The 25,771-nt window shown below is 61.4% G+C and carries 27 protein-coding genes and 1 tRNA gene; 7 read left to right on the forward strand and 21 right to left on the reverse strand.

Translation table 11 applies throughout. The annotated features are described in order from the left end of the window. Window positions 1-117: 117 nt before the first annotated feature. The 11 genes from L6418_RS10600 to tyrS all read right to left on the reverse strand — a co-directional run bounded on the left by L6418_RS10600 (window position 118) and on the right by tyrS (window position 10,411). Complete coding sequence (locus tag L6418_RS10600) at window positions 118-1,344, reverse strand: restriction endonuclease subunit S (protein ID WP_237246890.1); 1,227 nt, start codon at window positions 1,342-1,344, stop codon at window positions 118-120. Further along, entirely contained in the window at window positions 1,341-1,649 is a 309-nt protein-coding gene (locus L6418_RS10605) for a nucleotidyltransferase domain-containing protein (RefSeq protein ID WP_237246891.1), read from the reverse strand. Before L6418_RS10605 ends, L6418_RS10600 begins: the two co-directional genes overlap by 4 nt. Next, window positions 1,649-2,053, reverse strand: a complete 405-nt coding sequence (locus L6418_RS10610; RefSeq protein ID WP_237246892.1) for a nucleotidyltransferase substrate binding protein — start codon at window positions 2,051-2,053, stop codon at window positions 1,649-1,651. The genes L6418_RS10605 and L6418_RS10610 overlap by 1 nt, the downstream gene beginning before the upstream one ends. Before the next feature lie 11 nt (window positions 2,054-2,064). After that, complete coding sequence (locus tag L6418_RS10615) at window positions 2,065-3,519, reverse strand: N-6 DNA methylase (protein WP_237246893.1); 1,455 nt, start codon at window positions 3,517-3,519, stop codon at window positions 2,065-2,067. Window positions 3,520-3,626: 107 nt separating this feature from the next. Beyond that, window positions 3,627-3,703 (reverse strand) — tRNA-Ile (locus L6418_RS10620). A 6-nt stretch (window positions 3,704-3,709) separates the two neighbouring features. Then, window positions 3,710-5,671 (reverse strand): RNA polymerase sigma factor RpoD, encoded by a 1,962-nt coding sequence (gene rpoD / locus L6418_RS10625; protein ID WP_237246894.1) that lies wholly within the window; start codon window positions 5,669-5,671, stop codon window positions 3,710-3,712. 168 nt (window positions 5,672-5,839) lie between these two features. Then, the gene (dnaG, locus tag L6418_RS10630; protein WP_237246895.1) at window positions 5,840-7,585 is read right to left on the reverse strand and encodes a DNA primase; all 1,746 of its coding nucleotides are present in this window, start codon (window positions 7,583-7,585) and stop codon (window positions 5,840-5,842) included. A gap of 174 nt (window positions 7,586-7,759) precedes the next feature. Continuing rightward, window positions 7,760-8,206, reverse strand: a complete 447-nt coding sequence (locus L6418_RS10635; protein WP_237246896.1) for a GatB/YqeY domain-containing protein — start codon at window positions 8,204-8,206, stop codon at window positions 7,760-7,762. Between the two features lie 67 nt (window positions 8,207-8,273). Then, the gene (gene rpsU / locus L6418_RS10640; RefSeq protein WP_013030570.1) at window positions 8,274-8,486 is read right to left on the reverse strand and encodes a 30S ribosomal protein S21; all 213 of its coding nucleotides are present in this window, start codon (window positions 8,484-8,486) and stop codon (window positions 8,274-8,276) included. Between the two features lie 177 nt (window positions 8,487-8,663). Further along, window positions 8,664-9,140 carry a hypothetical protein gene (locus L6418_RS10645; protein ID WP_237246897.1) on the reverse strand — a complete coding sequence of 159 codons (477 nt, stop codon included), beginning with the start codon at window positions 9,138-9,140 and terminating at the stop codon, window positions 8,664-8,666. Between the two features lie 74 nt (window positions 9,141-9,214). Then, a complete protein-coding gene (gene tyrS / locus L6418_RS10650; RefSeq protein ID WP_237246898.1) occupies window positions 9,215-10,411 on the reverse strand; it encodes a tyrosine--tRNA ligase in 1,197 nt (398 codons plus the stop codon). A gap of 194 nt (window positions 10,412-10,605) precedes the next feature. Between tyrS and L6418_RS10655 the strand changes: the two genes are divergently transcribed. Further along, window positions 10,606-11,868, forward strand: coding sequence for an OapA family protein (locus tag L6418_RS10655; protein WP_237246899.1), 1,263 nt, complete (start codon window positions 10,606-10,608; stop codon window positions 11,866-11,868). Beyond that, window positions 11,869-12,969 (forward strand): anhydro-N-acetylmuramic acid kinase, encoded by a 1,101-nt coding sequence (locus L6418_RS10660; RefSeq protein WP_237246900.1) that lies wholly within the window; start codon window positions 11,869-11,871, stop codon window positions 12,967-12,969. Between the two features lie 51 nt (window positions 12,970-13,020). On the opposite strand, the gene erpA is transcribed toward L6418_RS10660, so the two are convergent. The 10 genes from erpA to L6418_RS10710 form a co-directional block, all read right to left on the reverse strand. After that, window positions 13,021-13,371 (reverse strand): iron-sulfur cluster insertion protein ErpA, encoded by a 351-nt coding sequence (gene erpA / locus L6418_RS10665; RefSeq protein ID WP_237246901.1) that lies wholly within the window; start codon window positions 13,369-13,371, stop codon window positions 13,021-13,023. A gap of 21 nt (window positions 13,372-13,392) precedes the next feature. Beyond that, window positions 13,393-13,800, reverse strand: a complete 408-nt coding sequence (locus tag L6418_RS10670) for a polymer-forming cytoskeletal protein (protein ID WP_237246902.1) — start codon at window positions 13,798-13,800, stop codon at window positions 13,393-13,395. A gap of 13 nt (window positions 13,801-13,813) precedes the next feature. Further along, window positions 13,814-14,563 carry a keratin gene (locus tag L6418_RS10675; protein WP_237246903.1) on the reverse strand — a complete coding sequence of 250 codons (750 nt, stop codon included), beginning with the start codon at window positions 14,561-14,563 and terminating at the stop codon, window positions 13,814-13,816. A 7-nt stretch (window positions 14,564-14,570) separates the two neighbouring features. Beyond that, window positions 14,571-15,599, reverse strand: coding sequence for an N-acetyl-gamma-glutamyl-phosphate reductase (argC, locus tag L6418_RS10680; RefSeq protein ID WP_237246904.1), 1,029 nt, complete (start codon window positions 15,597-15,599; stop codon window positions 14,571-14,573). A gap of 89 nt (window positions 15,600-15,688) precedes the next feature. Then, window positions 15,689-16,081, reverse strand: a complete 393-nt coding sequence (gene rpsI, locus L6418_RS10685; protein ID WP_237246905.1) for a 30S ribosomal protein S9 — start codon at window positions 16,079-16,081, stop codon at window positions 15,689-15,691. Window positions 16,082-16,083: 2 nt separating this feature from the next. Beyond that, a complete protein-coding gene (gene rplM, locus L6418_RS10690; protein WP_237246906.1) occupies window positions 16,084-16,521 on the reverse strand; it encodes a 50S ribosomal protein L13 in 438 nt (145 codons plus the stop codon). A gap of 80 nt (window positions 16,522-16,601) precedes the next feature. Next, window positions 16,602-18,017 (reverse strand): FGGY family carbohydrate kinase, encoded by a 1,416-nt coding sequence (locus L6418_RS10695; RefSeq protein WP_237248734.1) that lies wholly within the window; start codon window positions 18,015-18,017, stop codon window positions 16,602-16,604. Further along, on the reverse strand, window positions 18,014-19,573 hold the full coding sequence (locus tag L6418_RS10700) for a glycerol-3-phosphate dehydrogenase/oxidase (RefSeq protein WP_237246907.1): 1,560 nt from the start codon (window positions 19,571-19,573) through the stop codon (window positions 18,014-18,016). The genes L6418_RS10695 and L6418_RS10700 overlap by 4 nt, the downstream gene beginning before the upstream one ends. Continuing rightward, entirely contained in the window at window positions 19,570-20,313 is a 744-nt protein-coding gene (locus L6418_RS10705) for a glycerophosphodiester phosphodiesterase (protein ID WP_237246908.1), read from the reverse strand. Before L6418_RS10705 ends, L6418_RS10700 begins: the two co-directional genes overlap by 4 nt. After that, window positions 20,310-21,476 (reverse strand): carboxylesterase, encoded by a 1,167-nt coding sequence (locus L6418_RS10710; RefSeq protein WP_237246909.1) that lies wholly within the window; start codon window positions 21,474-21,476, stop codon window positions 20,310-20,312. The genes L6418_RS10705 and L6418_RS10710 overlap by 4 nt, the downstream gene beginning before the upstream one ends. Window positions 21,477-21,522: 46 nt before the next feature. Here L6418_RS10710 and L6418_RS10715 point away from each other — a divergent pair, with 46 nt between their 5' ends. From L6418_RS10715 to L6418_RS10735, 5 genes are all read left to right on the forward strand, one after another. Then, window positions 21,523-23,385: a GGDEF domain-containing protein gene (locus L6418_RS10715; RefSeq protein ID WP_237246910.1), complete on the forward strand. Its 1,863-nt coding sequence runs from the start codon at window positions 21,523-21,525 to the stop codon at window positions 23,383-23,385. Next, a complete protein-coding gene (locus L6418_RS10720; protein ID WP_237246911.1) occupies window positions 23,382-23,525 on the forward strand; it encodes a hypothetical protein in 144 nt (47 codons plus the stop codon). Before L6418_RS10715 ends, L6418_RS10720 begins: the two co-directional genes overlap by 4 nt. A 14-nt stretch (window positions 23,526-23,539) precedes the next feature. Continuing rightward, a complete protein-coding gene (locus tag L6418_RS10725; protein ID WP_237246912.1) occupies window positions 23,540-24,427 on the forward strand; it encodes a 1-acyl-sn-glycerol-3-phosphate acyltransferase in 888 nt (295 codons plus the stop codon). An 83-nt stretch (window positions 24,428-24,510) separates the two neighbouring features. Next, window positions 24,511-25,269, forward strand: coding sequence for a GNAT family N-acetyltransferase (locus L6418_RS10730; RefSeq protein WP_237246913.1), 759 nt, complete (start codon window positions 24,511-24,513; stop codon window positions 25,267-25,269). 123 nt (window positions 25,270-25,392) lie between these two features. After that, entirely contained in the window at window positions 25,393-25,761 is a 369-nt protein-coding gene (locus L6418_RS10735) for a diacylglycerol kinase (protein WP_237246914.1), read from the forward strand. Window positions 25,762-25,771 lie beyond the last annotated feature (10 nt).

Below are 25,771 nucleotides of genomic sequence, written 5' to 3' on the forward strand. Positions count from 1 at the left end.
GGTTTTCTTATCACGCCATAGGACATATGTTCAAAAAAGAGCATTTCTTAAACATATCCCCGCCGCAACCGGTGACAAATTGACGCCGGTTGCAGTCGGTTACGATCTGTAACCGACTCACAACGCCCCGCTGAACGCCTGATGCAGCAGCGACCTCTTCAGTTCGGCTAGGGCGGCGAGCTTGCGCTGGTAGAGGGATTCGAGGCGTTGGGTTTCTGGAACAAGCTCATCGAGCTTTTCGACAATTTTCTGTTGCTCACCCAGAGAAGGGAATTTGAAATGCAAATTAAGTTGTTTCGTAATTCCGATATAAGCTCGCGTTGAACCATCCGCAGCCCCATCTATTATTTGCTGCTGAAATTCAGAGCTCATGAAGTAGTAACGAACGAATCGGTTGAGCAATTTGCTGTGATCCTTGATACGGTATGCAGTCACCTGCGGAGTCAGCATAATGTAATCATCTGCCGTACTCACAATAGCGGATCGACCGATAGTACCCTTGTGCGAAATCAAAACATCACCATCTTTTGCGAACCCCACTCGGAGAGAATCCGCCAGTTTCCGTGAAATGAATTTGCAACGGTCGGTATCAACGCCGCCATTTACCAAGTCGGATGCCATAATGAACGGTACGCCTGATTCTGTGTAATCAGCTCGCGTTGGATGGATCTCGCCATGATTCCCATCGAATGGCTTGACCAAAACTCCTTCATCAACCAACTCGCCTACACTTTTTTCCACCCACCCCTCGCCGCGCTGGGTAAAGACGGATTGTAGATGGCTTTCGAACAGGGCGCGGGCGTTTTGCAGGTTCTGTTCGGCGTTGGCTTTGGCGGTGGCGATGCCGTCAAACGCTTCGTCGAGGATGCGGACGATGCGCTGCTGTTCGGGGAGCGAAGGGAAGGAAATCCCGACCTCTTTCAACTTTCCACCCGACAACTCTTTGAACGTCGCTCCGCTACCAAGATCATTGAGCAAATCAACGATGCTACTCAAGTAGTAATACAAAAACTTGTAGTGCAGTTGATCGCTCGGCACCAAACCTTTGCAGCCCTGATTGGTTGCCATCGGTTCGGTATTGATAACCAAATGACCGATAGGCGCACGTGATGACAGGATGACTGAGTATGGAGGCAGCATGCGAGCCGAGCTGTTTTGAAGCCCCGCATCAGTGACGGTTCGCTCGGTTTCACAAATGTATGGACTATTGCGTTTCCCCATTTCGGCTGGCGTTATCCACTGATGCGCTCCGCCCCAGTATTCCTTGATGCCTGTCTTTGGTGTCCCGCCGTTAACGACCTCGCAAACTTCGCCAATGGCTTTAGTCTGCCACCCTGCCTTCATCGTGACGCCCCATCGTCCCTCTGATAAAACACTACGCCAACGCGGTCGATATGCTCTTTCAGCTCTTCATGCTTGAGGCTTTCGTAATGCGTCACGTCGAACAGATAAGGCGTGGGCAGTTCGTCGAGCGCGGCCAGCAATGTCGCCGAGATGTCGGTTGGGCTGCTGAACGCCAGATCTATGTCCGAGCCCCGCTCGTAATTGCCCTTGGCGCGAGAGCCGTAGATTTTGGCCCAGACGATTTCGGGGTGTTGTTGCAGGCAGGCGTGGATGGCGGCCAGGGTTTGTTCGCTTAATCCGAACATCAAGCCAGCCTTGCGCACAGGTATTGATGCAGTTGTTCCAACCCTGCCAGATAACGCCGGCAGATGTGATCGATCGCCTCGAGCGCGCGGGCTTCGTCGTAGGTATGCGCCATCAGGTTGCGGTCTTCGAGCATGTCCATCCACATCTGTCCGTCGGTGATGAGGTCGGTGGCAAACGCCTGCTTGATGATTTCTCGCGGCAGCTTTACGTCGATGCCGTTGTACTTGAGGTAATCCTTCATGGTTTTCCATGACAGTTCAAACGTCATCTCGAAGGATTTGATGAGCGCCATCTGGATGAGTTGATTGTCGGGCGCTTGTTTGTTGGCGGCGACTGCTTCTTGCAGTCGCGAGTAAGCCGATTGCAGGTTGTCGAAGCGTTGTTGCCAGCGTATGTCTTGCATGATGTTCTCCTTTACAGCAAGGCTCGAATATTACCCAATACCTGCGCGCTCTGCTCATCCAGCGCGGCGATCTCGTCCATGATGTCCTGCGGGCTGCGATGCACCACGGCCTCATTGCCATTCGGGTTCTTCACCGACAAATCGAATGTCGCGGGGTCGATGCCTGCCGCATCCACGCTCCAGCTCTTGGGCGAATCGGCGAAGGTCTTCTGCAACTCAATGAATTCGGCAAGGTCGGCGTCGTTGAGCGGGTTGGTCTTGCCCATGTTGCGGCCGGGGTCGAGCTGGTAGTACCAGACTTTGCGCGTCGGCGCGCCTTTCTCGAAGAACAGCACCACGGTTTTCACGCCCGCGCCCTGGAAGGTGCCGCCGGGGCAATCGAGCACGGTGTGCAGGTTGCAACTTTCCAGCAGGTGTTTGCGCAGGCTCACCGAGGCGTTGTCGGTGTTGCTGAGGAAGGTGTTCTTGATGACGATTGCGCCGCGTCCGCCTGCTTTCAAAAACTTGATGAAGTGCTGCAAGAACAGGAAGGCGGTTTCGCCGGTCTTGATGGGGAAGTTTTGCTGCACTTCCTTGCGTTCCTTGCCGCCGAAGGGCGGGTTGGCGAGGACGATGTCGAAGCGGTCCTTGTCCTGCACGTCGGCGAGGTTGAGCGCGAGGGTGTTGGCGTGGGCAATGTTGGGCGCTTCGATGCCGTGCAGGATCATGTTCATGATCGCGATGACGTAGGCGAGGCTTTTCTTTTCGATGCCGTAGAAGGTAGCTTCCTGCAGGGTCTTGAGGTCGCGCGTGGTGAGCTGCGGTTTGGCGCGCAGATAGTCGAACGCTTCGCACAGGAAGCCCGCGCTGCCGCAGGCTCCGTCGTAGATGGTTTCGCCGATCTTGGGATCGACCACTTGCACCATGGCGCGAATGAGCGGGCGCGGGGTGTAGTACTCGCCGCCGTTGCGCCCGGCGTTGCCCATGTTTTTGATCTTGGCTTCATACAGGTGCGAGAGTTCGTGCTTCTCGGCCTGCGAGCCGAAGCGCAATTCGTCGATGTGGTCGATGATGTCGCGCAGGTTGTAGCCGCTCTGGATCTTGTTTTTGATCTCGCCGAAGATTTCGCCGATCTTGTACTCCAGCGTTTTGGAGTTGGCGGCTTTTTCCTTGAAGCGGTGCAGGTAGGGAAACAGGGTCTGGTTGACGAAGTCGCGCAGATCGTCGCCGGTCATGGCGGCGTTGTGGTCGATCTTGCCGTCTTTTCCCTTGGGCGCGGCCCAGGTTTCCCAGCGGTAGGGCGGGTCGATCAGCCAGGTGTATTTCTTGCCTTCCAGCTCGGCTTCCATGGCCTTGCTGTGTTCGAGCGCATCAAGATATTTGAGGAACAACAGCCAGGAGCTTTGTTCGGTGTAGTCGAGTTCGCTGGCGCAGCCGGCTTCTTTGCGGAGTACGTCGTCGATATTCTTGAAGGCTTGTTCGAACATGGCCACCTGCGGTTTCTGAACCTGACGCGGAGTTGCGTCCGCCGCCAGGATTCGAGGATTAACTCACATAAACAAAAACCCCGCATTCCTGCGAGGCTTTCAGTTGTTGGTGGGCCCTCCCGGACTTGAACCGGGGACCAAAGGATTATGAGTCCTCTGCTCTAACCAACTGAGCTAAGGGCCCGTGGACTTAACTTTCGCCGTCGAGGAAGCTCTTGAGTTTTTCCGAGCGCGAAGGATGACGCAGCTTGCGCAGCGCCTTGGCTTCGATCTGGCGGATACGCTCGCGGGTGACGTCGAACTGTTTGCCGACTTCTTCCAGCGTGTGGTCGGTGTTCATCTCGATACCGAAGCGCATCCGCAGCACCTTGGCCTCGCGCGGGGTGAGGCTGTCCAGGATATCCTTGGTGACGTTGCGCAGGCTGTCGTACACCGCGGCCTCGATGGGAGCCAGCGAGTTGGCGTCTTCGATGAAGTCGCCCAGGTGCGAATCGTCGTCGTCGCCCACCGGGGTTTCCATCGAGATGGGTTCCTTGGCGATCTTGAGGATCTTGCGGATCTTGTCTTCCGGCATCTCCATCTTGATCGCCAGCGTGGCGGCGTCGGCTTCCACGCCGGTTTCCTGCAGGATCTGGCGCGAGATGCGGTTCATCTTGTTGATGGTCTCGATCATGTGCACCGGGATGCGGATAGTGCGCGCCTGGTCGGCGATGGAGCGCGTGATGGCCTGGCGGATCCACCATGTGGCATAGGTCGAGAACTTGTAGCCGCGGCGATATTCGAATTTGTCCACCGCCTTCATCAGGCCGATGTTGCCTTCCTGGATCAGGTCGAGGAACTGCAGGCCGCGGTTGGTGTATTTCTTGGCGATGGAGATCACCAGGCGCAGGTTGGCCTCGATCATGTCGCGCTTGGCGCGGCGTGCCTTGGCTTCGCCGTTGGTCATCTGCTTGTTGATCTCTTTCAGGTCGGCGATGGGGATGCCCACGCGCTGCTGCAGCGACAGCATCTTCTTCTGCTGGTCGACAATGGCGGCCTGGAAGCGCGACAGGGCTTCGCTGTAGGATTTCCTGGAGGCGATCTCCTGCTTGACCCAGTCCAGGTTGCCCTCGTTGAGCGGGAACACCTTGATGAAGTGGGCGCGCGGCATGTGAGCCTTGGTCACGCACAGTTCCTGGATGCTGCGTTCGCAGCCGCGCACTTCTTCCACCAGGCCGCGCATGGTTTCGCACAGCGCATCCACCTGCTTGGCGGAGAAGCGGAACTGCATCAGTTCGTCGGAAATCTGCTGCTGCAGTTTGTCGTATTGCTTGCTGCGGTAACCGTATTTCTCGTAGGCCTTGCCCAGCTTGGTGAACAGGTCGCTGATGATCGAGAAGCGTTCCAGCGCATCCACCTTGAGCTGCGCCAGGTTGGCGGCAGCGGCGGCTTCGCCATCCTCTTCCGATTCTTCCTCTTCCTCGTCCTGCTCTTCCTCGTCCACTTCTTCTTCCGAGACTTCGCTGACCATCACTTCTTCCTGCGTGTCGATGAAGCCGTCGATCACTTCATCGATGCGCAGCTCTTCCTTCGCCACCTTGTCGGCCAGCGCGAGGATTTCGGCGATGGTGGCCGGGCAGGCGGAGATGGCCTGGATCATGTGCTTGAGGCCGTCTTCGATGCGCTTGGCGATCTCGATCTCGTCCTGGCGGGTGAGCAGGTTCACCACGCCCATCTCGCGCATGTACATGCGCACGGGGTCGGTGGTGCGGCCGAATTCGGAGTCGACGGTGGAAATGGCGGCTTCGGCTTCTTCCGCCGCATCTTCGTCGGCGACCGCAGGCGCGGTCTCGTTCATCACCAGCGATTCGGTGTCGGGCGCCACGTCGCAGACGGTGATGCCCATGTCGTTGATCATGCTGACCACGCCTTCGACCTGCTCGACTTCGAGCATCTCGGGCAGGTGGTCGTTGATCTCGGCATAGGTCAGGTAACCGCGTTCCTTGCCCAGCAGGATCAGCGCCTTCAGGCGCGTGCGGCGGGCCTCGACGTCCTGCGACGGATCGACCAGCGCGGCTTCGGCTTCAGCCTTGTCTTTGGCTGTTTGCTTGTTATTGGCTGTGGTCTGTTTGGAGGAAGAGCTGCTTTTTTTCTTTTGCTGCGGAGTCGCCATTTTGAGGATTCCCAAAGTTGATTCGTACTCGAAATACCCGGCCCACTAAAAAACGGGTGCCGTCGAAAAGGGCGCGGATTATACCCGATTTTCCAAAACATTTCCGCAGCTTAGCTGCATTTTCAGCAACGCCCAAGGCCAGCAAATAGCGTGCCCGCCCCGTGTCATTCAGCCGGGCTGCGCCTTCAGCTGTTTGAGTTCTTCCTTCAGCTGTTCGTGGCGCGCCCGCTCAGCGGCATCCATGCCCAGCCCCTTGCCGTGCAGCAATGCGGCCATCTCGGCTTCGATGGCATCGCGGCGGATCTTGCGCAGGATGCCATCGAAATCCGCCCGGACATCGTAATCGTCGCCCAGATGCATGATCTCGCCTTGTGCGGCGGCGAACACGGTTTCATGGGCCGCGCCCTGGAAATGCTGGATCAGCGCCGCCGTGCTGGCCTCGTCGGCGGATTCCTGCAGCCAATCGGCCAGCGCGGAGATGGCCGCGCCTTCGGCGCCCTCGGCATGTCCTTCCCGCAGCCAGTCGGCAGGCAGTTCGCGCGCCAACTCCGGCTTCATCACCAGGCAGCGCAGCAAGGTGCGCAGGCTGGAAGGCGCGGCGCGCCTGGCCTTGGGCGGTGCGGCACGCGGCGCTGCCGCAACCGGCTTGATCGACCACAGCGCTTCCAGTTCGGCCTGCGTGACGCCGGCCAAAGCGGCCACTTCCTTGCGCAGCAGCAGCGCCGTGGTAGGCGCGGTGATGGCGGTGATCAGCGGCTGCGCGTTTTTGAGCAGGGTGCTCTTGCCTTCCTGGGTGCGCAGGTCCACCTGCGCGGTCAGTTCGCGCAGCAGGTAGCCCGACAGCGGCAGCGAATTCTCCAGTTCGTGCTCGAAGGCCTCGTGGCCGTATTCGCGGATGTAGGTGTCGGGATCGTGTTCTTCCGGCAGGAAAAGGAAACCGAGGCGCTTGCCGTCCTGCAGTTGCGGCAGCGCGTTCTCCAGCGCGCGCCACGCCGCCTTCTGGCCGGCGCGGTCGCCGTCGAAACAGAACACCACCTGGTCGCACAGGCGCAGCAGCTTCTGCACATGGTACGGCGTGGTGGCCGTGCCCAGCGTGGCGACGGCATATTCCACGCCGTGCTGCGCCAGTGCCACCACGTCCATGTAGCCTTCGACCACGATGACGCGTTGCTGGGCGCGGATGGCCTTTTGCGCCTGGAACAGGCCGTAGAGTTCGTGGCCTTTTTCGAACAGCGGCGTTTCCGGCGAATTGAGGTATTTGGGCTCGCCCTTGTCCAGCACGCGCCCGCCGAAACCGATGACCTGGCCGCGCACGTTGACGATGGGGAACATGATGCGGTCGCGGAAGCGGTCGTAGCGCTTGCCCTCTTCCCCCGCGATCACCAGGCCGGTCTCGACCAGGCTGGCGTCCTGATAATTCGGCACGGCAGCCTTCAGGTTCTGCCAGTCGTCCGGCGCATAGCCGATGCCGAAGCGCGCGGCGACTTCGCCGGAGAGGCCGCGCCCCTTGAGGTAGTCGATGGCGCGCGGGGTCTTTTTGAGTTGTTCGCGGTAATAGCGCGTGGCGGATTGCATCAGCTCATAGAGATCGGGCGCAACCTTGTGCTGCGGCACATTGGAAGCTTCCTTGGGAACGGTGACGCCGATGCTCTTGGCCAGCTCTTCCACCGCCTCGACGAAACCCATGCCGGTGTGCTCCATGACGAAGCCGATGGCGGTGCCATGTGCGCCGCAACCGAAGCAATGGTAGAACTGCTTGGACTGGCTGACCGTGAAGGACGGGGATTTTTCGTTATGGAAGGGGCAGCAGGCGACGTAGTTGGCGCCGGCCTTCTTGAGCGGAAGGTAGCGCTCGATCACATCCACGATGTCGAGGCGATTGAGCAGATCCTGAATGAAACTTTTTGGAATCACTCCGCCCTCGCCTAAGACTTATTAAGAAACCAGAATTCTATCGTGAAGCTTGAAAACCGTAGCGAGCGGCCAGAGTGCAAGGCGCACGGAGCGCAGAAACCGGAATGTACTCAAAGTACATGAGGATTTCGGGCACCGCGCAACGCAGCAATCTGGTCGCGCAGCAGGTTTTCGTTACTTGGTGAGCTGGGCCTTGATCAGGCCGGAAACCTTGCCCATGTCGGCGCGTCCGGCCAGCTTGGGCTTGACCACGCCCATCACCTTGCCCATGTCTTGCGGACCGGCGGCGCCCGTCGCAACGATGGCTTCGGCGATGGCGGCGGCGATCTCGGCTTCGCCGAGTTGCTGCGGCATATAAGCCTGCAAGATCGAGACTTCGAATTTCTCGACATCGGCCAGGTCCTGGCGACCAGCAGCCTCATACTGGCTGATGGAATCGCGACGCTGCTTCAGCATCTTTTCGATGACGGCCACCACATCGGCGTCGGTCAGTTCGATGCGCTCGTCCACTTCGCGCTGCTTCATCGCGGCAAGCAAAAGGCGGATGGCCCCGAGGCGCGCCGTTTCCTTGGCCCGCATCGCGGTTTTCATGTCCTCAGTGATCTGCTGCTTCAGACTCATGTGCACCTCTGCGCAAAAACAAACGCCGCAACCTCCAAGGATTGCGGCGTCGCCTTATTGAAAAGGATCAGTACAGCTTCGGAGGCAGAGTCTGGCTGCGCAGGCGCTTGTAGTGGCGCTTCACGGCAGCGGCCAGCTTGCGCTTGCGCTCTGCGGTGGGCTTTTCGTAAAACTCGCGGGCGCGCAACTCGGTCAGCAGGCCGGTCTTTTCCACAGAACGCTTGAAGCGGCGCATCGCCACTTCGAACGGCTCATTCTCTTTAACACGTACGGTTGTCATGAACAAACTACCTTCTACCAAAAAATCGAGGGCGCGATTCTACAAAACAACGGCTTATTCCACAACCGATATTTTCCGCAAGGCCGGCCATGACCGGCGGGCCGGCGGGGGCAAAAGCCACCTGACCGAGCCAAGGACTTGTTCTCCGGCGGCAGATTATCGGACAGCGGGCGCCCGCTAGCGTCCTTTGCGGCGCCTGTTCAGCACGAACAGGAAATTGAACAGTCCGGCCAGGACGATCAGGTAGAACAGCATGCCGTGCAGCATGTGGGCGAAGTTGTCGTTGTAAACGTGGGTCAGCCAGAACGAGCCGTCCTTGCCGAGTGCGTAACCGCTGTCCGGCACCAGGAAGATGAGGGCGCCGGTGAACGGCAATGCCCTCAGCACATGGAAGATAAGCCGGTGCACGGTGCGGGTGACGTCTTGCGGCGAGGCGGAATGCAGGCGCGAGGCGATGTCCTTGTTGCCGGGATGCAGATAGAACATGCCGACGCCGAAGAATGCGGCCGCCGCGAAAATATGCGCCGCGTAATACAGCACAAGCAAGGGAGAGGTCAGATGGTCATGGATGATGTAGCCGCCGAACCAGGTCGCCGCCAGCAGGCTGTACTGCAGCCAGTGCGAAACGAATACGTACTTGATCCAACCGAGCATGCACGCCTTTCACTGCGCCTTCCACGGCCCGGAAAGCTTGCCCCTGTAGCGGTTCGTGCGAGGCGGCACCGGCATCAGCCGATGCTGACGCGGCCGAACTTGCGCTTGCCGACCTGCGCCACCACGACCGCACCGGCCTTGAGCTGCAGCGCCTTGTCGCTGACCTTTTCGCCATCCAGCTTGACGCCGCCCTGGTCGATCATGCGCAGCGCTTCCGAGGTGCTGGCGACGAGATTGGCCTGTTTGAGCAGGCTGGCGATGGCGATGCTGCCGTTGACCGATTGCACGGCAAGTTCGGGCATGTCCTCCGGCAGCACGCCTTTCTGGAAGCGCGCCTCGAATTCCGCCAGCGCGTCTTCGGCTGCCTTTTGCGAGTGGAAGCGTGCAACGATCTCCTGCGCCAGCATCACCTTGATGTCGCGCGGGTTGCGCCCTTGCGCGACTTCTTCCTTGAAATTGGCGATCTGTGCCAGGCTGCGGAACGACAGCAGTTCCAGGTAGCGCCACATCAGGTCGTCGGAAACGGACATGAGCTTGCCGAACATGTCCTGCGGGGTATCGGTGATGCCGACGTAGTTGCCCAGCGACTTGGACATCTTGTTGATGCCGTCGAGGCCTTCCAGCAGCGGCATGGTGAGCACGCACTGCGCCGGCTGACCGAAATGCTTCTGCAGTTCGCGCCCCATCAGCAGGTTGAACTTCTGGTCGGTGCCGCCAAGTTCGATGTCGGCCTTGAGCGCGACCGAATCGTAGCCCTGCACCAGCGGGTAAATGAATTCGTGAATGGCGATGGGCTGGTTGCCCTTGTAGCGCTTGGAAAAATCGTCGCGTTCCAGCATCTGCGCCACGGTATGGGTGGCGGCGAGCCGGATCAGGTCGACCGCGCTGAATTTGTCCATCCAGGCGGAGTTGAACACCACCTCGGTCTTGTCCGGATCCAGCACCTTGAACACCTGGTCGCGGTAGCTCTGCGCATTGGCAAGCACCTGCTCGCGCGACAGCGGGGGGCGGGTGGCATTCTTGCCGGTAGGATCGCCGATCATGCCGGTGAAGTCGCCGATCAGGAACAGGGCATGGTGCCCGAGGTCCTGCAATTGGCGCATCTTGTTGAGCAGGACTGTGTGGCCGAGGTGCAGGTCTGGCGCGGTGGGATCGAAGCCTGCCTTGACGCGCAACGGACGCCCTTGCGCCAGTTTTTTCTCCAGTTCGGATTCGAGCAGCAGCTCGTCGCTGCCGCGCTTGATTTGATTGAGGATTTCCTGTTGATCCATGTCGAAAGACCGCTTGTCTGTCACTTGTTCGTCGCTTGAGCGGATTTTGAGGGGTTGCCGCTTTCTGTTAAAGTGGCGCCCTAAAATTCAATAAGTCATTGTGTTTGCCGTTAAAGATGCACGGTCATTCACAGGCTCTACCGCCTTGGGAGGCGCGAATGTTACCGCAAAACACCTTGTCACACGCGCACAAAATGAAGCTGCGATGGTTCGTCACCTTGTCCAGCCTGCCTTTGCTAGGGGTGGTGACTGCTTTCGGCATCATGCCGCAGACGGACGTGATTTCGGGTGCGCAACAGACCGTGATCGAGGATATCGCGCTGCCTTCCGCCACGGCGGTGGCCACCAGTGCAACGAGCTTCTGGCGCAACGAGCGCATCCAGCGCGGCGATACGATTGCCGAACTGCTGCGCCGGCTGAACGTGGAAGACCAGGCCGCCAGCGATTACCTGCGCAAGAACAAGGCTGCCGAAGGGTTGCGCCGGCTGTCCGTGGGCAAGGAAGTCCAGGCCGAGACGGACGCCAACGGTGCACTGCTGGCGCTGCGCTATCCGGACAGCGACGGCAACCAGGTCGTCATCGAAAAGAACGGCGGCGGGTTCAAGGTAAGCAGCCTGCCCGCGGTGACCGAAAAACGCATCCAGATCCGTACCGGCGAGATCAAGACCAACCTGTTCGCCGCAACCGACGAGGTCGGCCTGCCCGACCCGGCCGCCAACCAGCTGGCCGACATCTTCGGCGGCGACATCGACTTCCACCGCGATCTGCGCAAGGGCGACAAGTTCACGGTGATCTACGAGATGAACTACGTCAACGGCGAACCAGCCCGCACCGGCCGCATCCTCTCCGCCGAGTTCATCAACCACGGGCATGCATTCCGCGCCGCCTATTTCCAGACTACCGAGTACACCGGCGACTATTACTCGCCGGAAGGCAAGAGCATGCGCAAGGCTTTCCTGCGTTCGCCGCTGGAGTTCTCGCGCGTCAGTTCCGGCTTCAGCAAGTCGCGCTTCCATCCGATCCTGAACAAGTGGCGCTCGCACAAGGGCGTGGATTACGCGGCAGCGATGGGTACCAAGGTCAAGGTCACCAGCGACGGCGTCGTTTCCTTCGTCGGCAAACAGGGGGGCTACGGCAACGTGGTGATGGTCGACCACCAGGGTCGCTTCTCCACGGTCTACGGGCACTTGTCGCGTTTCGCCAGCGGCCTGCACAAGGGCCAGCGCGTAGGGCAAGGCCAGATCATCGGCTACGTCGGCATGACCGGTCTGGCCACCGGACCGCACCTGCATTACGAGTTCAAGATGAACGGCGTGCAGCGCGACCCGCTGAAAGTGGCGCTGCCCGACGGCAAGCCGATCAGCGAAGCGCAGCGTACCGCCTTCAGCGCGGCAACCGGTGCGCTGTTCGCCCAGCTGGACACCTATCACAATACCCGCATCGCCAATCTCGACTAGGTGAGTACGGCTCCCGACCTCTATATCGGCATCATGTCCGGCACCAGCCTGGACGGGATCGATGCCGCACTGGTCGATCTTTCGCAAACCTCGCCCCGCCTCGTCGCCAGCCATTACCAGCCGTATGCGGGGCCGCTCAGGGAAGCGCTGCTCTCGCTGCACCAGGTCTCGCATAACGAACTGCACCAGGCCCAGCTTACCGCCAACCAGCTGGCGCGCGAATACGCCAGCGCCACTCAGGTCTTGCTGAACAAGGCTCGAATGACACCGGAACATGTGCAGGCCATCGGCTGTCACGGCCAGACCGTGCGCCACCGCCCCGAACACGGCTATACCATTCAGCTCAACAACCCGGCCCTGCTGGCGGAACTGACCGGCATCCATGTGGTGGGTGATTTCCGCAGCCGCGACATCGCAGCAGGCGGTCAGGGAGCCCCGCTGGTTCCGGCCTTTCATGACCGGGTCTTGCGCCATTCCGGCATCCATCGGGTGATCGTCAACATCGGCGGCATCGCCAACCTGACCGACCTTCCGCCCGGCAGCACGACGACGGGATTCGACTCCGGCCCCGGCAACCTGCTGATGGATGCCTGGATCGCCCGCCACCAGGGTCATGCCTATGATCGGGACGGCGCCTGGGCTGCCAGCGGCAAGATTATCCCCGCCCTGCTGCAGCGCCTGCTGGCCGAGTCCTATTTCGCCACCCTCCCGCCCAAAAGCACGGGGCGAGACCTGTTCAACCTCGCCTGGCTGGAACGACACCTGAGCGGAGAAGAGTCCCCGGCTGACGTGCAGGCGACCCTGCTGGCGCTCACTGGCGACAGCATTGCCGCTGCCGCGCAACGCTTCTGCACCGGTGCCGAAGAACTCTACCTGTGCGGTGGCGGCGCGCACAACGCAGCGCTGGTCTCGCACCTGCAACGCGCATTGCCGCACTGCCGCATCCTGAAGACCGAGACCTTGGGCATCGCCGCCGACTGGATGGAAGCCATCGCCTTCGCCTGGCTGGCGCAACAGGCCTTGCACCTGCACCCCGCAAACCTGCCTGCCGTCACCGGGGCGAAACACCCCTGTGTACTGGGTGCGATCTATCCCGCATAAAACAAAACGGGGCGCTCTCGCGCCCCGTCCTTGCAACAATCCGCTTCAAACCTACGCCGAGAACGACGAACCGCAACCGCAGGTCGTGGTGGCATTCGGGTTCTTGATGACGAACTGGGAACCTTCCAAGCCTTCGGTATAGTCGATCTCAGCGCCAACCAGATACTGGAAGCTCATCGGATCGATCAGCAACTGCACGCCGTTCTTGTTCATCACGGTGTCGTCGTCGTTGACCATCTCGTCGAAGGTGAAGCCGTACTGGAAACCGGAGCAGCCGCCGCCCGTCACGAACACGCGCAGTTTCAGTTCGGCATTGCCTTCCTCTTCGATCAGTTGCTTCACCTTGTTCGCAGCGCTGTCGGTAAAGAGCAGCGGGTCTTGTATATCGGTCACTGTATTCATATTGCCTCCTAAAATGTTTGATTAAGACTCGGCTGCACCGAGTTTGAATGCCACTACCTTGTCTTCCGCTTCCGCCAAATGAATCAGTCTGCCTTCGACGATCGCGCCCAACTGTATCTCCAGCGTCTTATAGTGCACATCTCCTGTGACCTTGGCCTTGCTCTGCAGTTCCAGGTATTCCGAGGCGTTCACGGGCCCCACGACGGTGCCGTTCACCACCAGATGGGTAACCCTGATCTCGCCATCCACGCGCGCATGCTCGCTCAGCACCAGGGTGCTCGGCCTGCTCAGATCAGCAATGACATTGCCCTTGATCTCTCCGTCCACGCGCAAGCCGCCGGTAAAACTGACGTTGCCATCGATCCGGGTCCCGGCGCCGACCAGGGAGTCGATACGGTTCTGCGGTTTACTATTCCGACTGCTGAACATGCCTGCCTCTCCTTTACGACGGCAAGTTGACCGTCTGTTGCACCTTGGGTTCCTGCATCCCTTTTTCGAACACCCGCACCTGGACGCTCTCGACCTTCATCTCCGGCGGCAGCTTGAAACCCTTGTCCACACGCTGGTAATACTTGAAACTCAGCTGGTAACCCGCCACATCCGACGGCGAGTCTTCCTGCGGGAATTGTAGCACTACTTTTCTGCCATCTTGCTCGCCGTTGACCACCAGCTGCATATTCCCCTGGAACGCCTTGCCCCGTTGCTGCACGCTCTGCACCAGCAACATGCGGCACAGATATTCGCCGGGCAGCGAATCCGGCTCGATCTTCAGCCGGTGGATGGACAGCTCGGCCTCGCGTGCGCCGGTCAGCGGCAGGTTCTGGAAGAACAGCAGATCCTCCTTCAGGCGCGCATTCTCGTCGTTCAGACTTCTCAGCTGTGCCTCGATGCCCTGGGTCGACGCCTGCTCGATCTGCCCCTGGCGTTCATAGGCTGCGATCTGATTGGCCTGGGAAGCATTCTCGCTTTCCAGGTAATGCACCCGTTCGCGCAGTTCGGTCAGTTCCTTCTCTGTCTGGCCGCGGTGGAATCCCGCGAATTCCAGCCCGGAATTGTAGGCCCACCAGACCAGCAGGCCGAACAGCGCCAGAATCGGCAACACGATCGCCCAGCGCACATACCACGGCACATGCGGGCGTACCGACAGCCGCGGAGCCGAGATACTGAATTTGCGCCTTAAGCTCCGTATCATCGCCATGTCAGGGCAACAGTGGAACCACGTTCAATCCGGTCGACTCGGGCAAACCGAACATGATGTTCATGTTCTGCACCGCCTGCCCCGCCGCCCCTTTCACCAGATTGTCGATCACCGACAGCACCACCACGGTATCGCCGCCTTGCGGCCTGTGCACCGCGATGCGGCACAGGTTGGAGCCGCGCACAGAACGCGTCTCCGGCAGGCTGCCGGCAGGCAGCACATCGACGAACGCTTCGTTGGCATAGCGCTGCTCGAACAACGCCTGCAAGTCGGCATCCTGCTTGAGCCGCCCATACAATGTGGCATGGATGCCGCGTATCATCGGCGTCAGGTGCGGCACGAAAGTCAGCCCGACCGGTTTGCCGATCACGTTCGCCAGGCCTTGCCTGATCTCCGGCAGGTGCCGATGGCCTGCCACTCCGTAAGCCTTGAAATTGTCGCCCGCCTCAGCGAACAGGGTGTGGATCTCGGCCTTGCGCCCAGCCCCGGACACACCGGATTTGGCATCGGCGATCAGCGAACCGTCCTCGATCAGCCCAGCCTCCAGCAAAGGAATGAAACCCAGCTGCACCGCGGTCGGATAACACCCCGGATTCGCCACCAGCCGCGCCTGCCTGATCTGCGCCCGGTTCACTTCCGGCAGGCCATATACGGCCTCGGCAACCAGGTCCGGGCAGGCATGGCTCATGCCGTACCACTTCTCCCAGACGGCGATGTCCTTGATACGGAAATCGGCAGCCAGGTCGATCACCCGCACCCCGGCTTCCAGCAAGGCGCGCGCCTGCTGCATGGCAATGCCATTGGGAGTGGCGAAGAACACCACATCGCACTGGTCGAGACCCGCCTGGTCCGGATGGGTAAACGCAAGGTCGACGTAGCCACGCAAGCTGGGGAACATCTGGCTCACCGGCATACCGGCATCGGCACGCGAAGTGATCGCCCGCAACTCGGCCTGCGGATGTCCCGCCAGCAACCGCAGCAACTCGACTCCGGTATAACCCGTACCGCCTACGATCCCGATCTTCAACACAGTTCTCACCCCAAAAATCAGCTGTAAATGATAAAGGAAAAAGCCGCCCAAAGGCGGCTTTTTCTGTCCTGCGAACCCCCTGCAAGGGATTAACGCTTGGAGAATTGCTTCCTGCGACGCGCCTTGCGCAGACCGACCTTTTTACGCTCGACTTCACGCGCATCTCGGGTCACCAGGCCTGCCTTGCTCAAGGTGGACTTGAGGTTGGCATCGTAGTCAATCAATGCACGGGTAATGCCGTGGCGCACCGCACCGGCCTGACCGGATTCGCCGCCACCGGTGACGTTCACCATGATGTCGAATTTGCCCACCGTCTCGGTCAGTTCCAGCGGCTGACGCACCACCATGCGGCCTGTCTCGCGGGAGAAGAACACGTCGATCGGCTTGTCGTTGACGATGATTTCGCCCTTGCCAGGCTTGATGAACACACGTGCCACCGCGCTCTTGCGACGGCCCGTTCCGTAGTTATAAGTCACGCTCATGATTAAGCCTTCAACAGATCGATGGGTTTCGGTTGCTGCGCGCTGTGCGGATGGGTCGCACCGCCGTACACCTTGAGCTTGCTCAGCATGGCGTAGCCCAGCGGGCCTTTCGGCAACATGCCGCGCACGGCCTTTTGCAGCACGCGCTGCGGATGGCGCTGTTGCAGCTTGGTGAAATTCGTTTCGTACAGGCCGCCCGGGTAAGTGGAGTGGCGGTAGTACATCTTGGCCTGTGCCTTGTTGCCGGTCACGCGCAACTTGTCGGCATTGACGACCACAACGAAATCGCCGGTATCGACGTGCGGCGTATAGATGGCCTTATGCTTGCCGCGCAAACGGGCTGCGATCTGGCTGGCCAAACGCCCCAGTACTTGATTGCTGGCATCGACCAGCAGCCAGTCGTGCTGGACTTCGTGCGGCTTTGCGGAAAATGTTTTCATGGCATTTCCTAAAACTAAAAATGGATAACAGACTGCGAAGGGCGCGCATTCTATGCGAGACCTCCCCCCGTGTCAAACATCTATCCGTTGATCCGCTCCGCCTGCCCCGGAGCCCGGTTGCGCAGCACCCCGTCCAGCCACGCCTTCCAGCGCCCATATTTCCCCGGCAACCCGGATGGAAACTGCGGTACCTCTATGTTTGCGGCCGCTCTGCCGTACGTACCATCCATTCCGGCAGCCAGCCGGGCCGCCCCGACCAGGCCAGCCTCAGCCTGCACCAGCCGCTGGATGGGGAAAGGTGCGCAAAGCGCGATCCCTTGCTGCAGGCACTCCAGGCCGGACAGGCCGCCGGACAAACAGGCGCGCCGGATGCCGCATTCGCGCTGGAAATCCTCCAGTATCCGCGCCACGCGGAAAATGATGCCTTCCAGCAGCAGGCCGGCGACCCGCTGCGGCGGCAGGTGCCCCACCGGCGCCGAGAACGTCACGCCCAGATCGCTGCGAAAATACGGCGCACCCAGTCCGCTCGGCTCGGCCAGGCAGAAGATATCGTCGCAGGCCAGCTCTTCCACCCGGCACATCGCCGCCGGATAAGGCGCCAGCGCGGCCGCGATGGAATTGAGCGTCCCCTCGCAGGCCAGGTATGCCCGCCGCGCCCCGTCCTGCCAAACCAGCGTCTGCAAATAGCCGTCTGGGGCACTCCTGCCTTCAGGCAGGTAACAGACGACGAACCCGCCGGTCCCCAGGTTGACCAGTGCTTCCGGCTGCCCGGCGGGGATACTGGCCACCAGCGCGGCCGACTGGTCGCCCATGCTGGCCTGCAGGACCAAACCATTGTTCAACGGGATACCGAGGCCGGTCGAAGGTCCTATCTGCGGCAAGGCCTGCAAAGGGATGTCGAACAGTCCGCACAATTCCGGCGACCACCGCCGGCCATGGATATCCATCAACAAGGTGCGGGCCGCCATCGAAACATCGGTCAGATACCGCTCGCCGCCGGTCCAGCGCCAGATGAGAAAGGTGTCCAGCGTCCCCAGCAGCCATTCGCCGCTCAGCAACCGCTCGCGCCATGCCGGCTGCCCTTGCAGCAAGGCCCGCAGTTTCGGCGCCAGGTAATACGGCGTCAGCGGCAATCCGGCCAGCTTGCGGATGACGCCCTCATGCTCGCGCAATGCGGCACAGCTCTCCTTGCCCCTGTCATCCTGCCAGGAGATGAGCGGCGTGACCGGCTTGCCGCTGACGCGCTCCCACAGCAGGAAAGAAGAGCGCTGGCTGCACAGACCCAAGAGCTGGCGGGAATCCGTCTGCGCCAGACATTCGGCCAGCACCACATCGGCAGCCTGCGCATAGGCCAGTGCATCGCTCTCATACCGTCCGCCGTCCGCGACGATCTCGGGTGCCGGCCGAACCACGATACTGCTGAGCGTACCGTCCTGCGACAGCAGGCCCGCCTTGATCGCCGTCGTTCCCAGGTCGAGCGCGACGGCGGCGATCATGCGCAACAAGCCCCGGTCTCCTGGACGATCCTGGCTTCGTCCCAGCCCAGAACCGGCGCCACCAGTTCCGCCAGATGACGCACCGCACGGGCGTCCAGCCGCGCCAGGATCAGCAACGGCATGCGCCGGCGCAACAGGTCGGACAGGTGTACCGCCATCTCGTCGCGCGCGCACAGCAGCAGATCGGCATAGACGAATGGCAGCGCCGGCACGATGCGCGCGGCCAGCTGTGGCGTTTCCTCGACCATGCGCAAGACCTGATCGACGCGGGCGCCGTGGCGATGCAGCAGCCATCCCGCGCACTCCGCATCGATGCCGAAGCGCTGCGCCGTCGCCACAGCATCAGCCGACCAGGCCGCAAAATCCTGCAGGGGCTCCCAGGGGAAGCCCCCGCCCCGGGTAGCACAGCCGGCCGCCACACCAAGCCGGGCGCATACCGTATCGACGATCACGGTCGCGTCTTCGCGCGCCGAGGTGAGCTTGCCGCCGATGGCGTAAAGCAGGCCGTTGGCGGCGGCCTTCAGTTCCCAATCGCGGCTGGCGTCAGAAGGATGCGCGGCATCGCTCCGCTTCATCACACGCAAGCCGGCATAGCTGCCGATGACATCCGCCCGGGTCCACGCCGTCTTCAGGTAGCGGCTGGCGGCGGCCAGCAGGTATTCCACGTCAGCCTCTTCGACCATCACATGCTCGATGTCGCCACGATAATCGGTATCGGTAGTGCCGAGCAGCGTGCGCCCGTACCACGGGATGACAAAGAACACGCGTCCGTCCTCTTTCGTCGTGAGCAGGATCGCCTCGTTCGTCGGCAAGGCCGGCAGCACCAGATGGATGCCCTTGCTCAGGCGGCACCATGACCTGCCTTGTTCCGTCGCAGCCGTCCATTGCCCGGCTGTGCTCACGCATTGGCTGGCGCGCACTTGTGTCGTGATGCCGCTCTCCACGTCCAGCACCGTGGCGCCGCACACCTGCGCGCGCTCCTCGTTCCATGCCACGAGCCTGGCATAATTGACGCACACCGCGCCATGCGCCATCGCACCTGCTACCAGCTCCAGCACCAGCCGCGCATCGTCGGTCTGCGCGTCGCCGTAGGTGAAGCCGCCCTTCAGGGTGGCATCGTCCAGAAACGGGAAATGAGCGGAGAATTCCTGCTTGCCGTGGTAACGATGCCGCATCGGCTCGTCCGGGAACCCGGCCAGCATGTCGTACAAGGTCAGTCCCGCTTTCAGCAACAAGGTGCCGTTGCGGCTGTCCGCATACACCGGCACGCCGAAGCGCAGCGGCCACACGCGATGCGGTGCCGCCTGCAACAGCAGGCTCCGCTCCTTCAGCGCCTTGCGCACCAGCCGGAAATCGTAGGTCTCCAGATAGCGCAGGCCGCCGTGGATCAGCTTGCTCGACGCCGACGAGGTCGCGCCCGCCCAGTCGCCCTGCTCTACCAGCGCGACCCGCAGACCGCGCAGTGCCGCATCGTAAGCAGTCCACGCGCCGTAGATGCCGCCGCCGCAGACCAGCAGGTCGAACTCCCCGCGCAGCGCGGAAAAGTCGCGCTTCATTCGTCCCTCATCCGCAACGCCATCTGCGGCACGTCGCTGATCAGCACATCCACTTCCAGCGCCAGCGCGCGGCCGATCTCGGCTTCGCTGTTGCAGGTATACACGGCGATGCGTTTGCCGCGTTCGCGCACCAGACCCATCATATCAACGTCCAGCGTGGAGATGTGGACACACAGGCCATGCAGGAAGGGCTGTCGGGTCAATGTCCGCCGCGCGAAATCCACATCGTGTTCCGGCTCAAGATTGAACACCAGCGGGCAACGGGGATCGATGCGATGCGCATAGACCAGGCTGTCCAGGTTGAAGGAAGAGACCATGATGCGGTCGTCCGCCGCCGGCCCGGCCAGCGCCAGCGTCTGCCTGACCTTCAACTCCTGGCGCGCGACAGATTCCCAGTCGCGATTCTTGATCTCCAGCAGCAAACGGCAGCGCGCGCGGTAGGCGGCAATGAACTCCCGCAGCTGCATCACCCCTTCGGGAGTAGCCGATGCGCCGAAATGCGCGGCGAAATCCATCGCCTGCAACTGTGCCAGGTCGAAATCGTCGATGCGCTTGCCGGGCAGCTCCAGTTTCTTCAGGTCGCGGTCATGCCACAGCACGGCGATCTCGTCGCGGCTCAGCTGCACATCGGTCTCGATGCCGTCTATCGGGTAATGCAGTGCCTTGTCGAAAGCGGTGCGCGTGTTTTCAGCCGCCTCCCTGTTCGCGCCGCGATGGGCGAAGACCAACGTTCCGTTCATGGCAATTCCTCGATGAATCTCTGCATGGACGCTTCCATCGCAGCATAGTGCGGGTTGTACATCAGGCGGCGCAACAAGCCCCGGCCGAGATACTGCGGATCCACCTCGCCCAGCCAGGCGTCCTGCGGCTGCGTCATGCAGGCGCGATAGCGCTCGCCATCCTTCTCGCAATAATGCAGGCAGTTGGCATAATCCCCGGCCGCGCCGTAGTGCGGGTCGTCCGGCGGCATGACGATGGCGGTATGGGCACTGCTCAGGATGCGTCTTTCGGGGATGGCGCTATCCACCCATTCCACATTGCGCCGTTCGATCTTTTCGGTCGAGTACCAGACCAGCCTGCTGCATGGATGCCGCGCACGCTGCATGAACCGCAGGGTCGCGGCCGGCATCACCGTGGCATCGTCCGCACTGGCGGCGGCGAATACCGGGATGTCCATGTCGCATTGCGGCAAGGCCTGCGTCAGCGCGTGCATCTGCGCTGCCGCGTTCTTGCAGAACGACTCATATTTATACAGGTCCTTGTCCTGCATCACGCTGACCCACGCCGCAGCGGGCATCAGCCAGCTATAGAGCTTATGCAGGTTGGCCCAGCGCGCCAGCGGGGTGATCTCGAAAGCCGGCGAGAACAGGAACAGGCCTCGCACCCGCAAATCCTGCACGGCCTGCAGCACGCTCAATGCGGCGCCCGCCGAGAAACCGGCCAGGTAAATCTCGTCCGCCTCGGCGGCGAGGCAGTCGGCACCATAGGCCACGGCCGCCGCCCATTCGCGTCGGTGCATCTCGAGCAGGTCGCCGGGCTGGGTACCATGCCCCGGCAGCAGCACCGCCATCACGCGAAAGCCGTTGCGCTGGAAGAACGCGGCCAAATGCCGCATGTGATAGGGGGAATCTGTCAGGCCGTGCGTCAGCAGCACGCCGCGCCGGCAAGGCTTGTCGCGCCCCTGCCGATAGTCGCCCGCAGGATGCAGCTCGAAAGGGGAGTTGCCCGTGACGATCCTTTCCGCTTCATTCTTCCCTTCATGAAGCTGTCGCAGCATCGCCTGCGTTTGCGACACGTAGTCCGCGAATGGCCATCCCTTGCCGGCAAAACGTGCGTTCACGCCGGAAGGTCGGTGCCGCAAGCCAAGTATCCCCATCTTCTCCCCGTCATATTCGCGTAACAAGCCGGAGTTATCGTCCGCTCCCAAATCAGGCTAGCAGGAGGACTCCATGCTCGGCATTCTACCTGTCGAAAAGTACCGCACCACCGCCCGCGCACAGTTTTTGGCAAGACTACCCTTGCCGCGCATGAAGGAGCAAGCAATGACGCCTCTCCGCGAAATCCTGGAACAGCGACGCTTGAGCGCACTGTTCCAACCCATCATCGATCTCAAGAGCGGCGAGTTCCTGGGCTTCGAGGGATTGATACGCGGTCCGGCGGACAGTCCGCTGCATTCCCCGATCAACCTGTTCGGCGCCGCGGAACAGCAGGGGCTGCAGCTGGAACTGGAGATGCTGTCGCGCCAGACCGTGCTGGAAACATTCGCCCGGCTCAACCTGCCCGGCAACCTTTTCCTCAACGTCAGCCCGCTGACCTTGACCAACCCGAGCTTCAAGAACGGCCAGACGCTGGCCTTCCTGAGCCAGCTGGGCCTCAACCCGGAACGGGTCATCATCGAGATCACCGAGAACCAGCCGACCTTCGATTTCGAAGGCATGCGCAATGCGTTGCTGCACTACCGCTCGATGGGCTTCAAGATCGCCATCGACGACCTGGGCGAAGGTTTCTCCAGCCTGCGCCTGTGGTCGGAACTGCGCCCGGAATTCATCAAGATCGACATGCATTTCGTGCAGGGCGTGGATCACGACCCGATCAAGCTGCAGTTCCTCAAATCCATCCAGCACATCGCCGAGAGCTGCGGCACCCATGTCATCGCCGAAGGGGTGGAGACCGAAGCCGAGCTGCGCGTAGTGAAGGACATCGGCATCGCCCTGGGCCAGGGCTATTTCATCGCACGCCCCAGCCCGACGCCACCGCTGCTGGCCTCCTCCGAGACCAGCAGCATCATCAACTCGACCAACATCGCCGTCTTCCCCAAGGCCGAACTGAACCGGCGTTCGCAGATGAGCGCACACAAGCTGCTGACCTACGTCGAGCCGGTGCATCCCGAGACCCTGAACGATCATGTGTTCCAGCGCTTCACCGACAATCCCGCGCTGCGCACCATCCCCGTGGTCAAGGGCGGCAAACCGCATGGGCTGATCAACCGCTACCAGTTCATCGACCGCTTCGCCAAGCCCTACCAGCGCGAACTGATGGGCCGGAAACCCTGCGGGGGGCTGATCGCGGGGGAACCGCTGCTGGTGGAGAAGAGCATGCCCATCGAGGAGCTCAGCCACTTCCTGGCGGAAGCCGACAGTCGCCATTTTGCCGACGGCTTCATCATCACCGAAAACGGACGCTACATCGGCGTCGCCTCGGGACAGGACCTGTTGCGGGAGCTGACGCAGATGCAGCTGGAAGCCGCACGCTACGCCAACCCTCTCACGCTGCTGCCGGGCAACGTGCCGATCAATGAGCACATCGAACGCCTGCTGCAGGCGGACACCCCCTTCGTCGCCTGCTATTGCGACCTCGACCACTTCAAGCCCTTCAACGATACCTACAGCTATCGCAAGGGCGACGAAATGATCCAGCTCACCGGCCGCATCCTCAGCTGGGCCTGCGATCCCAAACTCGATTTCATCGGCCACATCGGCGGCGACGATTTCATCCTGCTGATGCAGAGCCGCGACTGGCGCAGCCGTTGCGAACAGGCGCTGCGTTCGTTCGAACAGGCTGCCGAACTGATGTTCCGGGAAGAGCACCTGGCCGCCGGCGGATACAGCAGCGAGGGGCGCGACGGCACCGTCACGTTCCATCCGCTCACCAGCCTGTCCATCGGCGCGACGCAGATCCAGCCGGGGCTGTTCATGTCGCATCACGAAGTCTCCGCCGCCATGACCGACGCCAAGAAGATGGCCAAAAAAACTGCCGGCAACAGCCTGTTCATCGAGCAACGCAGCCAACCGACCACCAGGAGCATGCCATGAGAAAAACCGCCGCAGGAAACGCAGCAGTCTCCGAAAAAACCACGCCCAGCATCCGCAGCCTGCTGCTCACCTGCGGCATCGGCGGCGCACTCGACTACCTGTGCACCTTCTCGGTGTTCTCCGTGCTGTCGGCAGCGTGAAGCGGGAGAACGACTTGGCCAGACGACTGATCGCCCTGTTCCGCGCCGTGCGCCTCGCGCTGCACATCGGCTACGGCCTCGCCCTGGCCGTGGCCTATCCATGGTTCAGCCTGGCCTTGCAGCGGCGCATCCTGCAGCGCTGGTCGTCCGGCTTGCTGGACATCTTCAATGTGCGCATCGAGATCGATGACGCCGATCCGCTACGCTCGCTGCGCCACGGCCTCATCGTCACCAACCACATCTCGTGGCTGGATGTGTTCGTGCTGAATGCCGTGGTGCCGATGCGTTTCGTCGCAAAATCGGAAGTGCGCCGCTGGCCGGCGATCGGCTGGCTGTGTGCGCGCGCGCAGACCCTGTTCATCGAACGCGGCAAGGCTCGCTCCGCCGCGCGCATCAACGTGCAACTGGTCGAGCTGCTACAGCGCGGCGGCTGCCTTGCGATCTTCCCCGAAGGCACCACCACCGACGGCACCCGGGTGGCGCATTTCCATGCCTCGCTGCTGCAACCCGCCATCGACGCCGGCGCCCAGGTACATCCCGTCGCCATCCGTTATCAGGACAGGAACGGCGCACACAGCATGGCCGCCGCCTATATCGACGATATGTCCTTCGGCGCTTCGATGTGGAACATCCTGAGCGAACCGGAACTGCACGTCCGCCTGGTCGCCACCCCGCCGCTGGAGGCGAGCGGCACCGACCGGCGCATCCTGACGAATTCCGTGCGGCACCACATCAGCATGGCGCTGGCCGACATGCATGCCGCGCCCATCATGTCACCGCAGCTCGCCGATCCCGCACATGTCATCGCGCGCATGGAAGCCGAACAGCACTTCCAGTCGCTCTACTGCGTCCTGCTCTATCCGTCGCTCGCACACGAGGCCTCGCCGCACCAGGCCAAGTGACTTCATCAATTTTTCATATTCCCTTAACCCCGCTGCAATATCCGCTCGCTAACCTGCTCCCATCAATTCAACGGGAGAACACAATGCTGGACCTGATCAAGCAAGAGCAGCGCGAAACACCCGGCAGGCTCACTTTCAGCCTGGCACGCACGGTCGCCGAAGTGGCGGAAGCCCAGCGTGTCCGCTTCAAGGTCTTCGCCGAAGAGATGGGGGCCAAGCTGCCCAGCGCCGCACTGGGCCTGGATATCGACCGTTTCGACGAGTTCTGCGACCACCTGCTGGTGCGCGACCATGGCAACGACAAGGTCGTCGGCACCTACCGCATCCTGCCGCCGGAGCAGGCGGTGATCGCGGGCGGCTATTACTCCGAGACCGAATTCGACCTGTCGCGCCTGATGCACCTGCGCGACCGCATGGTCGAAGTCGGACGCTCCTGCGTGCACCCCGATTACCGCGACGGCGCGACCATCACCCAGCTATGGAGCGGCCTGGCCGACTACATCGGCAAGCACGGCCATGAATACCTGATCGGCTGCGCCAGCATCAGCATGGGCGACGGCGGCCACTATGCCGCCAGCGTCTACAACAAGGTGCACAAACTGCACGGCGCCCCCGCCGAATACCACGTGTTTCCGCACTGCCGCCTGCCGCTGGAATCGCTGAACCAGAATCTGGATGTCACCATCCCGCCGCTGATCAAGGGGTACCTGCGCCTGGGTGCCTATGTCGCCGGCGAGCCGGCATGGGATCCCGACTTCAATTGTGCGGACCTGTTCATCCTGATGCCGGTATCGCGCATGAACGCCCGCTACGCCAAGCATTTCATGCGGAAGGCCGCCTAGTTCCCGATTGCGTTTCCCCCTCCCATTACGCGCACGCAGTCCGGTGCGCGTTCTTTTTGGCGGGAGGGAACTGCTGTTATATTGCTGCAGCACATTGATGTCATACATTTCAGGAGCCGTTCGATGGAAAGTCCGTATAAAGGTAAGACAGGTCTGGTACGTTTGTGGAACGCTTTCGGCTATTCGCTGGCCGGGTTCCGCGCCGCGTACAAGCACGAGGATGCGTTCCGGCAGGAAGTGCTGCTCGCCATCGTCATGATCCCGCTGGCGCTGTGGCTGCCGGTGAGCCACATCGGCAAGGCCTTGATGATCTCCAGCGTGCTGCTGGTGATCGTGATCGAATTGCTCAACTCCGCCATCGAGGCCACCGTGGACCGCATCTCGCTGGAAAACCACGATCTGGCCAAGCGTGCTAAGGACATCGGCAGCTCGGCAGTCCTGGTGAGCCTGATCAATGTGCTGGTGGTATGGGGGCTGGTGCTGACGGCATGAGCATCGGGCG

The sequence above is a fragment of the Sideroxyarcus emersonii genome, assembly GCF_021654335.1.
Lineage (GTDB): Bacteria > Pseudomonadota > Gammaproteobacteria > Burkholderiales > Gallionellaceae > Sideroxyarcus > Sideroxyarcus emersonii.

Coding starts and splice junctions, on each gene's coding strand:
- L6418_RS10735 (WP_237246914.1), top strand. CDS start 25,393: ATGGAAAGTCCGTATAAAGGTAAGACAGGTCTGGTACGTTTGTGGAAC.
- L6418_RS10675 (WP_237246903.1), bottom strand. CDS start 14,563: ATGATACGGAGCTTAAGGCGCAAATTCAGTATCTCGGCTCCGCGGCTG.
- tyrS (WP_237246898.1), bottom strand. CDS start 10,411: ATGGATCAACAGGAAATCCTCAATCAAATCAAGCGCGGCAGCGACGAG.
- L6418_RS10655 (WP_237246899.1), top strand. CDS start 10,606: ATGAAGCTGCGATGGTTCGTCACCTTGTCCAGCCTGCCTTTGCTAGGG.
- L6418_RS10715 (WP_237246910.1), top strand. CDS start 21,523: ATGCTCGGCATTCTACCTGTCGAAAAGTACCGCACCACCGCCCGCGCA.
- L6418_RS10610 (WP_237246892.1), bottom strand. CDS start 2,053: ATGCAAGACATACGCTGGCAACAACGCTTCGACAACCTGCAATCGGCT.
- L6418_RS10695 (WP_237248734.1), bottom strand. CDS start 18,017: ATGATCGCCGCCGTCGCGCTCGACCTGGGAACGACGGCGATCAAGGCG.
- L6418_RS10730 (WP_237246913.1), top strand. CDS start 24,511: ATGCTGGACCTGATCAAGCAAGAGCAGCGCGAAACACCCGGCAGGCTC.
- L6418_RS10615 (WP_237246893.1), bottom strand. CDS start 3,519: ATGTTCGAACAAGCCTTCAAGAATATCGACGACGTACTCCGCAAAGAA.
- L6418_RS10705 (WP_237246908.1), bottom strand. CDS start 20,313: ATGAACGGAACGTTGGTCTTCGCCCATCGCGGCGCGAACAGGGAGGCG.
- rpsU (WP_013030570.1), bottom strand. CDS start 8,486: ATGACAACCGTACGTGTTAAAGAGAATGAGCCGTTCGAAGTGGCGATG.
- L6418_RS10635 (WP_237246896.1), bottom strand. CDS start 8,206: ATGAGTCTGAAGCAGCAGATCACTGAGGACATGAAAACCGCGATGCGG.
- L6418_RS10645 (WP_237246897.1), bottom strand. CDS start 9,140: ATGCTCGGTTGGATCAAGTACGTATTCGTTTCGCACTGGCTGCAGTAC.
- rpoD (WP_237246894.1), bottom strand. CDS start 5,671: ATGGCGACTCCGCAGCAAAAGAAAAAAAGCAGCTCTTCCTCCAAACAG.
- rpsI (WP_237246905.1), bottom strand. CDS start 16,081: ATGAGCGTGACTTATAACTACGGAACGGGCCGTCGCAAGAGCGCGGTG.
- L6418_RS10720 (WP_237246911.1), top strand. CDS start 23,382: ATGAGAAAAACCGCCGCAGGAAACGCAGCAGTCTCCGAAAAAACCACG.
- L6418_RS10700 (WP_237246907.1), bottom strand. CDS start 19,573: ATGAAGCGCGACTTTTCCGCGCTGCGCGGGGAGTTCGACCTGCTGGTC.
- L6418_RS10605 (WP_237246891.1), bottom strand. CDS start 1,649: ATGTTCGGATTAAGCGAACAAACCCTGGCCGCCATCCACGCCTGCCTG.
- rplM (WP_237246906.1), bottom strand. CDS start 16,521: ATGAAAACATTTTCCGCAAAGCCGCACGAAGTCCAGCACGACTGGCTG.
- L6418_RS10600 (WP_237246890.1), bottom strand. CDS start 1,344: ATGAAGGCAGGGTGGCAGACTAAAGCCATTGGCGAAGTTTGCGAGGTC.
- L6418_RS10670 (WP_237246902.1), bottom strand. CDS start 13,800: ATGTTCAGCAGTCGGAATAGTAAACCGCAGAACCGTATCGACTCCCTG.
- erpA (WP_237246901.1), bottom strand. CDS start 13,371: ATGAATACAGTGACCGATATACAAGACCCGCTGCTCTTTACCGACAGC.